The organism is Brevundimonas diminuta ATCC 11568 (assembly GCF_000204035.1).
Lineage (GTDB): Bacteria > Pseudomonadota > Alphaproteobacteria > Caulobacterales > Caulobacteraceae > Brevundimonas > Brevundimonas diminuta.
The window spans coordinates 287,410-299,904 of the sequence record NZ_GL883086.1; the positions used below are offsets into that span (position 1 = coordinate 287,410).

General features: G+C 67.9%; 5 protein-coding genes. 2 read left to right on the forward strand and 3 right to left on the reverse strand.

The features are described from left to right. Positions 1–305: 305 nt before the first annotated feature. Both BDIM_RS05255 and BDIM_RS05260 read left to right on the forward strand, forming a co-directional pair. A complete protein-coding gene (locus BDIM_RS05255; RefSeq protein ID WP_050796622.1) occupies positions 306–3,242 on the forward strand; it encodes a TonB-dependent receptor domain-containing protein in 2,937 nt (978 codons plus the stop codon). Between the two features lie 190 nt (positions 3,243–3,432). Next, positions 3,433–4,677: a metal-dependent hydrolase family protein gene (locus tag BDIM_RS05260; RefSeq protein ID WP_003164536.1), complete on the forward strand. Its 1,245-nt coding sequence runs from the start codon at positions 3,433–3,435 to the stop codon at positions 4,675–4,677. Between the two features lie 56 nt (positions 4,678–4,733). On the opposite strand, the gene BDIM_RS05265 is transcribed toward BDIM_RS05260, so the two are convergent. From BDIM_RS05265 to BDIM_RS05275, 3 genes are read right to left on the reverse strand one after another with little or no spacing between them, the layout of a single operon-like run. Then, complete coding sequence (locus tag BDIM_RS05265; RefSeq protein ID WP_003164537.1) at positions 4,734–6,065, reverse strand: ammonium transporter; 1,332 nt, start codon at positions 6,063–6,065, stop codon at positions 4,734–4,736. Positions 6,066–6,103: 38 nt separating this feature from the next. Then, on the reverse strand, positions 6,104–10,630 hold the full coding sequence (gene gltB / locus BDIM_RS05270; protein WP_088491721.1) for a glutamate synthase large subunit: 4,527 nt from the start codon (positions 10,628–10,630) through the stop codon (positions 6,104–6,106). Beyond that, a complete protein-coding gene (locus tag BDIM_RS05275) occupies positions 10,627–12,060 on the reverse strand; it encodes an NAD(P)-dependent oxidoreductase (protein WP_003164538.1) in 1,434 nt (477 codons plus the stop codon). The genes gltB and BDIM_RS05275 overlap by 4 nt, the downstream gene beginning before the upstream one ends. Positions 12,061–12,495: the final 435 nt, after the last annotated feature.

Consider the following 12,495-nt stretch of genomic DNA (forward strand, 5'->3'; position numbering starts at 1 on the left):
CTGGAATTGAGTTCTCCCTCAAAGCGTCATCACATCCGCCTTGAAATGGGCAGAGATTTTGCAATCAGCCCCCAAATTCGAAAATGATTTCGAATTTCAAATATCAATGTGGGCCGTGTGGAGAAATTTTTCGCTTAAAATAAAATGGCGAAAAGGGGGCCTTTTGGGGAATCAGCCCGCGCTGAGGGGCGCTGGTGAGAACGTCAGCAAATAGAGGGGATTTCATGTTTTCTAGTGGTTCTCGGGGCCGTGGCCCCGCGATGTATCGCGTCTTGTTGGCCGGAGGGTGCGCGTCAGTCGCCCTGATGAGCGCGGCGAACGCCGCCGTCGCTCAGGAAGCGTCCGAAGATCCGGGCGCAGCCGTCGAAGTCAGTGAAATCGTCGTCACGGGGTCGCGCATCGCTCGCCGCGACTACGCTTCGAACAGCCCGCTGGTCTCCGTCACCACCGAGGCCATCGAGAACACCGGACAGGTCACGGTTGAAAAGGCCCTGACCCAGATGCCCCAGTTCTCGGGCGCCATGGGGCAGAGCACGGCCGGGTCGTCCTCCACCTCTCTGAACGGCGGCCAGGCCTACGCCAGCCTGCGCGGCCTGGGGTCCAAGCGCACCCTGCTGCTGCTGGACGGCAAACGTCTGCAGCCGTCCAACCCGGACGGCTCGGTCGACCTGAACATCATCCCTGAAGCCCTGATCGGCAATGTCGAGGTTATCACCGGCGGCGCTTCGACCGCCTATGGTTCGGACGCCACTGCGGGCGTGGTCAACTTCATCCTGAAGCGCAACTTCAGCGGGGTGACGGTCGCGTCCCAGTACGGCGTCAGCGACTACGGCGACGGCGAGACCTTCCGCACGTCGATCACGGCCGGCGACGCCTTCGCCGAGGGCCGCGGCCGGGCGGTGATCTCGCTCGACTACTCCATGCGCGACGTGGCCTATCAGTCCAAGCGCGACTACTATTTCGTGCGAAACCGCCAGTCGAACACGGCCATCATCTCCCAGGGGGCGGCCTGGTTCGGCAGCAACCGTCCGACGCTGAGCGCCGTGAACGACGTCTTCGTGGGGCAGTACGGCGTCAATCCCGTGCTGGGCGCGGGCGACTTCTATAACGGCCAGATCGGCTTCAACACCGGCGACCAGACCCTGTTCAACCTGGGCGGCGCCTCGCCCGTGATGAACCTGAAGGATCCCGAGACCGATAACCACTTCCTGAACGCCGCAGGCACCAACATGCTGTGGGGCTGGAACCGCGGGCGCATCCAGAACGAGAACGAACGCTATTCGCTGTTCAGCCGCGTCGATTATCAGATCACGCCCGAGATCGACTTCTTCCTGCAAGGTTCGCTGACCAGTTATGAATCTGAGGGCACCTTCAACCCGACGCTGGCGGGCCTGGCCTATGCCCTGTCGGCGCCGGTGACCAACCCCTACATCGGGGCCGACTTCGCCCACATCCTGGCCTCGCGGCCGAATCCCACGGCGGATTTCGCCCTATGGAAGGATCTGGATTTCGCGGGCGAGCGCCTGCAGTCCTATGCCTACAACGTCTATCAGTTCATCGGCGGGCTGTCGGGCCAGGTGGGCTACAAGGACTGGACCTGGGAGGCCTACGCCAGCGCGTCCAAGGCTGATTTCGAGAATGTGCAGACCGGCGGCGTCAGCCGTTCTGCCATCACGCGCCTGCTCTACAGCCCCACCGGCGGGTCGGAATTCTGCGCCGGGGGCTTCAACCCCTTCGGCAACCATGATCCGTCGGCCGAGTGCGTGGACTATGTGCGCCGCAACACCACCAACACCAATGAGCTGACCCAGCGCATGGCCGAGGCTTCGATGCAGGGCGGCCTGTTCAATCTGCCCGCAGGCGAGGTGCGCTTCGCCGCCGGTCTGGGTTATCGCTACAACCACTTCGACTTCCGTCCCGACAGCGCCCTGGACCAGCCGGACGGCACCAGCGACATCCTGGGCTACAGCGAGTTGCGGGCCTCTTCCGGCGATGTGGATACGACCGAGGTCTTCGCCGAGTTTCTGGTGCCGCTGCTGCGCGACCTGCCGTTCGTCAAGTCGCTGGAGATGGATCTGGGCTACCGCTTCTCCGACTACAGCTCGGTCGGCGGCGTCCACGCCTATAAGGCGGACCTGAACTGGCAGGTGAACGACGTGGTGCGCCTGCGCGGCGGCTACAACCGTGCCGTGCGCGCTCCCAGCGTGGGCGAGCTGTATTCCCCCGTCTCTTCGGCGACGGTCGACATCGGCACCCCCTCCGCCAGCAACACCAACGGCGACCCCTGCGACTACCGCAGCTCGTTCCGCAACGGCCCCGACGCCGAAAAGGTCAAGGCGCTGTGCGTGTCGCTGGGCGTGCCTTCGGCCCTGATCAATGACTTCCAGTTCGGCGCCGCCCAGGTGTTCGCCCTGACCGGTGGCAACCCGGACCTTCAGGAAGAAACGGCCGACACCTATTCGTTCGGCACGGTGCTGCAGCCGACCTTCCAGTCGCCCTGGCTGAGCAACATCAGCGCCTCGATCGACTGGTATCAGATCAAGGTGGCCGATGCGGTCGGCGTCCTGGGCGTCGGCAACGGCATCCGCTACTGCTTCAACGACGGCGGCAACAACCCGACGTTCGATCCCAACAACTACTACTGCACCCTGCAGGATCGCGGGACCAACGACGGCTATATGATCAACCCGCGTCAGCCTCTGCTGAACCTGGGCCAGTTCAACGTCACCGGCATCGACCTGCAGCTGGACTGGCGACTGCACCTGGGCGATGTCGGCCTGCCGGACGAGGGGCAGCTCAGCGTCAGTTCGGCGATCAGCTATCTGAACAGCTTCGAGATCCAGGCCCTGCCGGGCGCGCCGACGTACGACCACGCCGGCACCTGGGGGACGGCGATCGAGGCCAACGCCGGTCAGGCGCACCCCGAGTGGAAGGCGTCGACCAGCGTCACCTATTCGCGTGATAGCTGGAACGTCGGCCTGCGCTGGCGCCACATGTCGGAGATGATCAACAGCGCCCGCGTGACCTCGCCGACCAGCACGGCGCGCGGGGTGGACGCCTATGACGTGTTCGACCTCAACGCCCGGGTGACGCTGCCTTACGACACATCCTTGCGCTTCACCGTGACCAACCTGTTCAATGAAGCGCCGCCGCAAGTGGGGGACGTTCGCGGCACTTACGATCCGCAGAACTACGACACCATCGGCCGCTATTACACGGTGGCGGTCACCAAGACCTTCTAGAGCTCCGCAAGGAGATCTGAAGTCATAGCGGCGGGGCGACCGTCCCGCCGCACCTGATCCCGGCCTCGCGCCGGTAGTATTTCAAATGGGGCGGCGACCTATCGCCGCGTGGAGGAGGACAGTGCAGTTGTCATCTAAGAAATCATGGGTCGTCGGCCTTGCGGCCGCTTTTCTCGCTTCAACCCCGGCCATGGCGCAACAGGCCGCCGCCGCTCCGACCGTCTCTTACATTCACGCCGGGCGCCTGCTGGCTGATCCGGCCACCGGCCGCGTGACCCAGAACCAGACCCTGGTGATCGAGAACGGCCGCGTGCGCGAGATCGTCAACGGCTTCGTCGGCCAGGGCGACGTGGTCGATCTGTCGGACAAGTTCGTGCTGCCGGGCCTGATCGACAGCCACGTCCACATCACCAACCAGCAGGGCGAGGGCAACCGCGTCGCCCGCTTCACCAACACCGCCGCCGATTCCGCCGTTCAGGGCGCGGCCTACGCCCTGGTGACGCTGCGCGCCGGCTTCACCACCGTCGCCGACCTGGGCGGCGCCAGCGACGCCGTCGTGGCCCTGCGCAACGGCATTGCGGCGGGCAAGATTCCCGGCCCGCGTCTGCTGGTCTCGGCCGGTACGGTGACGCCGCACGGCGGCCACGGCGACGCCAACGGCGTGAACAGCGCCCTGGTGCCCGTGTTGCGTCAGAACGGCGTCTGCTCGGGCGCTGACGACTGCCGCCGCTCGGTGCGCGAACGCGTGCGCGCGGGCGCCGACATCATCAAGATCACGGCCACGGGCGGCGTGCTGTCCGACACCGGCGCGGGCCTGAACCAGCAGTTCTCCAATGAGGAGCTGCAGGCCATCGTCGAGACCGCGCACTTCATGGGCCGCACGGTGACCGCCCACGCCCACGGCACGGACGGCATCAACAGCTTCCTGCGCGCCGGCGGCGACTCGATCGAGCACGGCACCTTCCTGGACGACGAATCCATCCGCATCTTCAAGGCCAACAACGGCTGGCTGGTGCCGACCCTGCTGGCCGGGGACTTTGTCGCTCGCGAAGCCGCCCGTCCCGAAACCTTCTTCACGCCGAACCAGCGCAAGAAGTCGCTGGAAGCCGGTCCGCAGATGCTGGACATGGCGCGCCGTGCGCACCGCGCCGGCATCCAGATCGCCTTCGGCACCGACACCGGCGTGTCGCCGCATGGTGAAAACGCCAAGGAGTTCGCCCTGCTGGTCCAGGCAGGCCTGACGCCGCTGGAAGCGGTTCGCGCCGCCACCGTCGGCGCTGCGACCCACTTCCGCCTGCAAAACGAGATCGGTCGCCTGGCGCCCGGCTACGCCGCCGACGTGATCGCCGTCTCGGGCGATCCGCTGACCGACGTGACGACGCTGGAGCACGTCAAATACGTCATGAAGGGCGGCGTGACCTATCGGAACGACTGAGGTTGGGGGGCGGCGAGAGCCGCCCCCTTTTTTGGGGCCTGTCTTCAGGGCGCCGCCTAATGCAGGGCCTCGCCGTGCTGACTGAAGTCGAGGCCTTCGATCTCGGCCTCGGTCTGGACGCGCAGGCCGACCGTGTATTTGCAGACCATCAGGACGACGAAGGTGCCGACGGCGCTCCAGACCATGGCGCCGCCCAGGCCGACAGCCTGTTTCCACACGCTTGCCCCTTCGGCCAGGGGATTGATGGCGGCGTTGGCGAAGACCCCGGTCAGCAGGGCGCCCGCGATGCCGGCGATGCCGTGCACCCCGAAGGCGTCGAGGCTGTCGTCGTATTTGAGTTTGTGCTTCAGCCAGACGGCGCCGACATAGGCGATCGGGCCCGAGATCAGGCCGATCAGGAAGGCGCCCCTGGGATCGACGAAGCCGGCCCCGGGGGTGATGGCGACCAGACCGGCGACCACGCCGGTCAGCAGGCCCAGCAGGGTCGGCTTCTTCTTCAGCGTCCACTCGACCGCGATCCAGCCAACAGCGGCGGCGGCGGGGGCCAGCAGGGTGTTGAAGACGGCGACGGCGGCGATCTCATTGGCGCCCGCAGCCGAACCGCCGTTGAAGCCCATCCAGCCGACGAACAGCAGGCCTGTGCCGATGGCGGTGAAAGCCAGGTTGTGCGGCGCCATGTTGTCGCGACCCCAGCCGTGGCGCGGGCCGAGCACGATGGCGCAGACCAGACCGGCTACGCCCGCATTGACGTGGACCACGGCCCCGCCCGCGAAGTCGAGCACGCCCAGTTCGCCCATCCAGCCGCCGCCCCAGACCTGATGGCAGATCGGGGCATAGACGATCAGGTGCCACAGGGTGAAGAAGAGGACGCTGGCCGAGAACTTGATCCGCTCGGCGAAGGCCCCCGCGATCAGGGCCGGGGTGATGATGGCGAAGGTCAGCTGATAGCCGATCCACAGGAACTCGGGCAGGCCGGGGGTCAGGGCGTGGGCGGTCTTCACTCTGACGCCGTTGAGGAAGAGGGCCTGGAGGCTGCCGATGAAGCCGTTGGCGGGTCCATCGCTGGTCCCGAAGGACAGGGTGTAGCCGGCGACGAACCACAGGACGGTGACGATGGCCATGGCCGCCGTGGAATGGGCGATGGTGGCGATCAGGTTCTTCTTCCTGACCATGCCGCCATAGAACAACGCCAGACCCGGCAGGGTCATCATCAGCACCAGGGCCGTCGAGGTCAGGATCCAGGCCGTGCCGGGACCGTCCAGCGCCAGCGGAACCTGATGCGCCAGAAGGGCGGGTGTGGGCGCTGCGGCTAGGGCGGGCGCGGCAAGCGCAACGGCGAAAAGGCCGCAACAGAATGCTGCGGCCTTGGAAATCGTCGGTGATGTCATGAGGGTCTCGGGGAGAAGACGCTGCGGAAGGGATGACGTCAGGCGGGTTGGGCCAGCCTGACGTCGGTGTTTGCGGCCTCGGCGGCGAGGACGGTCTTGGGCGCGATGCGGACGAAGCGCGGCGCGAACGCCGACCAGTCGCTGAGGATGCGTCGGGCCAGAGGCGAGGCGGTGGCGGCGGCGTGGGCCTCGATCAGGGCCTTCAGTCGGGCTTCCGCTTCGGCGTCGATGCGGCCGACCCCGGCCATGTCGCCGTTCAGGGCCTGGGCGGCGCGACCATCGGCGTCGAGGACGAACAGCTCGCCGCCGCTCATGCCCGCCGCCAGGTTCCAGCCGACCGACCCCAGCACGACCACGCGACCGCCGGTCATGTATTCGCAGCCGTGCGCGCCCAGCCCCTCGACCACGGCCTCGGCGCCCGAGTTGCGGACGGCGAAGCGTTCGCCCGCCGCCCCCGCCACGAACAGACGGCCTGAGGTCGCGCCATAGAGGGTGGTGTTGCCGCAGACTTGCTGATCCTCGCGCCACTCATGGGGGCGGACATGGATGTCAGCGCCCGACAGGCCCTTGCCGACGTAGTCATTGACCTCGCCCGTGACGTCGAGGATCAGGCCGCGCGCGCCAAAGGCGCCGAAGCTCTGACCGGCGATGCCTTCCAGCTTCAGCTTCAGGCGGCCCTGCGGCCCCTCAGGCCCGAACTTGCGGACGATGGCCGAGGAGACGCCAGCGCCGGCGGTGCGCTGGGTGTTGTTCAGCGGATAGGACAGCTCCAGCGTCTGGCCGCGCTCCAGGAAGGCGCCCGCGTCCTTCAGCACCTGGGCGTCCAGGCTCTCGGGGACGGGCTGGCGCGCCTTGTCGGCCCAGCGGCCGGGCCGGTCGACGTCGACCTTCATCAGCAGCGGATTGAGGTCCAAGTCGTCCAGGTGCGAGCCGCCGCGCCGCGTCTGACGCAGCAGGTCGGTGCGGCCGACGATCTCGTCAATCGTGCGCGCGCCGATGGAGGCCAGGATCTCGCGGACCTCCTCGGCGATGAAGGTGAAGAGGTTGACCACCTTCTCCGGCGTGCCGGTGAACTTGGCGCGCAGGCGCTCGTCCTGCGAGCAGACGCCGACCGGGCAGGTGTTGGAGTGGCACTGGCGCACCATCAGGCAGCCCATGGCGATCAGGCCCGAGGTGCCGATGCCGTATTCCTCAGCCCCCAAGAGGGCGGCCAGGACCACGTCGCGGCCGGTGCGGATGGCGCCGTCGGCGCGCAAGCTGACCGACGAGCGCAGGTGGTTCAGGCTGAGCACCTGATGGGCTTCGGCCAGACCGATCTCCCACGGCATCCCGGCGTGTTTGACCGAGGTCTGGGGCGAGGCGCCCGTGCCGCCGTTGTGGCCGGCGATCAGGATGGCGTCGGCCTTGGCCTTGGCCACGCCGGAGGCGATGGCGCCGATGCCGGTGGCCGAGACCAGTTTGACCGTGACCTTGGCGTCGGGGTTGATCGCCTTCAGGTCGTAGATCAACTGGGCCAGGTCCTCGATCGAGTAGATGTCGTGGTGCGGCGGCGGGCTGATCAGGGTCGTGCCGGGCACGGCGTGGCGCATCCGGCCGATGAATTCAGTGACCTTGAAGCCGGGCAACTGGCCGCCCTCGCCGGGCTTGGCGCCCTGGGCGACCTTGATCTCGATCTCGCGGCACTGGTTCAGGTATTCGGCGGTGACGCCGAAACGGCCCGAGGCCACCTGCTTGACCGCCGAGTTGGCGTTGTCGCCGTTGGGGCGCGGGACGTAGCGGGCGGGGTCTTCGCCGCCTTCGCCGGACACGGCGCGCGCGCCCATCCGGTTCATGGCGATATTCAGGGTCTCGTGCGCCTCGGGCGACAGGGCGCCCAGCGACATGGCCTGGGACAGGAAGCGGCGGCGGATGTCCGAGACGCTCTCGACCTCGTGCAACTGGACCGGGGTCAGGCCGTCCTTGAAGTCCAGCAGGTCGCGCAGGGCCAGGTCCGGCTGCTCGCGGACGGCGGCTGAGTACTGCTTGAAGCGCTTGTAGTCGCCGCGGTTCACCGCGTCCTGCAACAGGTGGATGGTCTTCGCGTCATGGGCGTGGGCCTCGCCGCCCGCACGGATGCGGAAGAAGCCGCCCATGGACGGGGAGGGAACCGCCGCGCCGAAGGCTGCGCCATGACGCTTGAGCGCCGCCTGCTCCAGACCGGCCAGACCGATGCCGGAGATGCGCGACGGGGCGCCGGGGAAGAACTCGGCGGCCAGAGCCCGCGACAGGCCCAGAACCTCGAACTCGCAGCCCCCGCGATAGGCGGAGATGATGCTGATGCCCTTGCGCGCCAGCACCTTGAGCAGGCCGGCCTCGATGCCGTGCTTGTAGTTTAGGCAGGCGTCATGAAGCGTCAGACCCGGATAGGCGCCGCGATCCAGACGTTCCTGGAACAGCTCCTGCGCCAGCCAAGGATTGACGGCGGTGGCGCCGACCCCGACCAGAACCGCGAAGGCGTGGGGGTCCAGGGTCTCGGCAGACCGCACGACCAGGGAGCAATAGGTCCGCAGGCCGGCTTCGATCAGGCGGCCGTGGGTCCCGGCGGTGGCCAGGATCATGGGCGCGGCCAGACGCTCGGCCGAGGCGTGCTCGTCGGTCAGGACGATCAGGGTGGCGCCCTCGCGGGCGGCGGCCTCGGCCTCGTCGCGGATGCGGTCGAGCGCCTGACGCAGGCCGGCGCCGGGGCGGTCGCCTTCTGCCGGAACGGTATAGGTGCAGTCGATCACCGTGGTCGAGCCGTCGGCGACGACGCCCAGCAGGCGCTGGTACATGCCGGTGGTCAGGACCGGGCTGTCCAGCACGAAGACCTCGGTCTGGGCCTCGTCCTGGGCCAGGATGTTGCCCAGGTTCTTGAAGCGGGTCTTCAGGCTCATGGCCCCGGCTTCGCGCAGGGGGTCGATGGGCGGGTTGGTGACCTGGCTGAAGTTCTGGCGGAAGTAGTGCGCCAACGGGCGCGGCAGGCTGGACAGGACGGCGGGCGGGGCGTCGTCGCCCATGGAACCGACCGCCTCCTTGCCGTCGCGGACCAGGGCGTCCAGCAACAGGTCCAGATCCTCGCGGCTGAAACCGGCGGCGATCTGACGACGGATCAGGGCCTCGCCGGTGGCGGCGCGCGGCTCGGGGCCGGGCCCGATGATCGGCTCCAGATCGACCATGTTGTCCAGCCAGTCGGAATAGGGCTGGGCGGCGGCCAGGGCGTCGACGGCCTCATGTTCGTCGTAGATGCGGCCGTGCTTCAGGTCGACGGCGATCAGCTTGCCGGGGCCGATATGCAGGCGGCGCTTGATGCGGCCCTCGGGCAGGGGGACCAGACCTGCCTCCGAGCCCGCCAGCAGCAGGCCGTCTACGGTCTCGACGGCGCGCAGGGGGCGCAGGCCGTTGCGGTCCTTGCCGGCCACGACCCAGCGGCCGTCGACGGCGCACAGGGCGGCGGGGCCGTCCCACGGCTCCATCACCGCATTGCAGTAGGCGTAGAGGGCGCGGTGCTCGGGCTTCATCACCACGTCGTCCGAGGACCAGGCTTCTGGGACCAGCAGGGCCTTGGCCAGGGGGGCGGGACGCCCGGCGCGGACCAGAACCTCGAAGACATTGTCCAGGGCCGCCGAGTCTGAACCACCCGGCTGGACCACCGGCTTGACCTCCTGGTCGCGGTCGCCGAAGGCCGAGGCGGCCATGCGGATCTCGTGGGCGCGCATCCAGTTCAGGTTGCCCTGAAGCGTGTTGATCTCGCCGTTGTGGGCCAGCATGCGGAAGGGCTGGGCCAGCTTCCACTCGGGGAAGGTGTTGGTCGAGTAGCGCTGGTGGAAGACGGCGTAGCCGGCCTCGACCGTGGGGTCGTTCAGGTCGTGATACAGCTGACCCAGCAGCTCGGCGCGGACCATGCCCTTGTAGACGATGGAGCGGGCCGACAGGGAGCACAGGTAGAAGCCGTTCAGGCCCGACGCCTGCACCGCCTTTTCGATGCGGCGGCGACACAGGAAGAGCTCGCGCTCCAGTTCCTCGATCTCCATGCCCTCCGGGGCGGCCAGCATGATCTGCTCGATCTCGGGGCGGGTGGCGTCGGCGCGGACGCCGACGACCGACAGGTCCAGCGGCGTCTGGCGCCAGCCGTAGATGTAGAAGCCCGAGCGGATGGCCTCGGCCTCGACGATGGCGCGGGCGTGGTCCTGAGCGCCCAGGTCGGTGCGCGGCAGGAAGACCTGGCCGACGGCGATGGGGCCGGGACGCAGGGTCTGGCCGACCGCGCGCACCTGGGCCGCGAAGAAGGCCTGGGGCAGTTCGATCATGACGCCGGCGCCGTCGCCGGACAGGCCGTCGGCGTCGACCGCGCCACGGTGGGCCACGGCCTTCAGCGACTTGATGGCCATCTCGACGATCTCGCGGCGCGGCTTGCCGTCGATGGCGCAGACCAGACCCACGCCGCAGGCGTCGCGTTCCGAGGACGGATCATAGGCGCCGCCCTCGATCAGGCGGGCGCGGTTAGCTTCATACTGGGCCAGCCAGTTCTGTTGCGATCCGTCGGTCATGCGGCTGCTTCCTCGGTACGCGCGCGCAGGTAGCGGTCGATTTCGGCCGCGGCGTCCTGGCCGTCGCGCACGGCCCAGACGACGAGGGAGGCGCCGCGCACGGCGTCTCCGGCGGCGAACACGCCGGGCAGGGTGGTGGCGAAACCGCTACGCGACACCTGCAGGGTGTTCCATCTGGTCAGGCCCAGGTTGGCGTCGAGCTGTTCGCCAAAGGCCTCGGGCTCGAAGCCCAGAGCCTCGATCACCAGGTCGGCGGGCAGGTCGAAGTCCGAGCCGGACACGGGGGCGATGTCGCGCCGCCCGCCGGCCGAGGCCTCGGTCAGGGCCATGCGCTGGGCGCGGACGGCGACGACAGCCTCGCCCTTGGACATCAGGGCCTTGGGCGCGCCCAGCCATTCGAAGCGGACGCCTTCTTCCTCGGCGTTCTGCACCTCGCGGGCCGAGCCAGGCATGTTGTCGCGGTCGCGGCGGTAGAGGCAGACGACGCTGTTCGCGCCCTGGCGGATGGCGGTGCGGACGCAGTCCATGGCCGTGTCGCCGCCGCCGACGACGACGACGTCGCGACCCGCCGCGTGAGGGGCCGAGGCGTCGGCGGCGTCGCCGCAGTCGACGCGGTTCTGGGCGATCAGGAAGTCGAGCGCGGCGACGGTGTCGTTCGGACCGCGACCGGGCACGGCAAGGGTGCGGGCCTGATAGACGCCCATGGCCAGCAGGACGGCGTCATGGCGCGCGCGCAGTTCGTCCATCGTCACGTCGACGCCGACATTGGTGTTGAGCACGAACTGGACCCCGCCCTCGATCAGGCGGTCGATGCGGCGCTGGACGATGCGCTTCTCCAGCTTGAAGCCGGGGATGCCGTAGGTCAGCAGGCCGCCCGCGCGGTCGTGACGGTCATAGACGGTGACGGCGTAGCCTTCGCTGCGCAGGCGGTCGGCGGCGGCCAGACCGGCGGGGCCGGAGCCGACGATGGCGACGCTCTGGCCGCGTTCGGCCAGGGGGCGGATGGGCTCGACCCAGCCGTTATCGAAGGCCGTGTCGGCGATCCAGGCCTCGACCGAGCCGATGGTGACGCCGTCCCAGCCGGCCTGCTGTAGGGTGCAGGCGCCCTCGCACAGGCGGTCCTGCGGACAGATGCGGCCGCAGATTTCCGGCATGGTCGAGGTGGCCGAGGCGACGCGCCAGGCCTCGCGCAGGTCGCCGTCCGCCGACAGGGCCAGCCAGTCGGGGATGTTGTTCTGGAGCGGGCAGGCGTTCTGGCAGAAAGGCACGCCGCAGTCGGTGCAACGCGACGCCTGGACCGTCCCGCTGTCGGCGGTCGGTTTGAGCGTGATCTCCGTAAAGGCGCGGATGCGCAACTCAGCGGGCTGTTTCTCCAGCCGACGCTGCTCGATCAGAAAACCACCAGGGTTGGAACGTCCGCCTTTTTGCATTTGCGTATTAAGCGGGTTGCTGGCTTGCGTTGCAAAATAATTTTTCTTATTAGCTCTCGAAAAATATGAATTTGAAATATTATTGTCGAGTATTTTGCATTATGGCGCACAAACGATCTATTTTTTAGTGTGCGCTGCAACCTTTGTCGGGCGCGTGTCGCGGCGTGGGCGGCAGGCGAAGGGGCGTGATTGTGAGCGCCGCCTGATCAGTGCGCATCGTCATCGGGCCAATGCGCCAGAAGCTGGAGGCGGATTCGGCTCAGCACGATTGACCTGGGGGTATTGATTTTCGGGCTGAGCGGACCGCGAGGGCGGCGTACTACTGCGGCCACAACTCTCGCATCCGCTGCACAAGTTCGGGCGAGGGCGGGCGGCCGCCTTGGGCGTCGGCGGGAGGCCAGCGGCCGGCCAGGACTTCGGCGCGCACGACCTGGG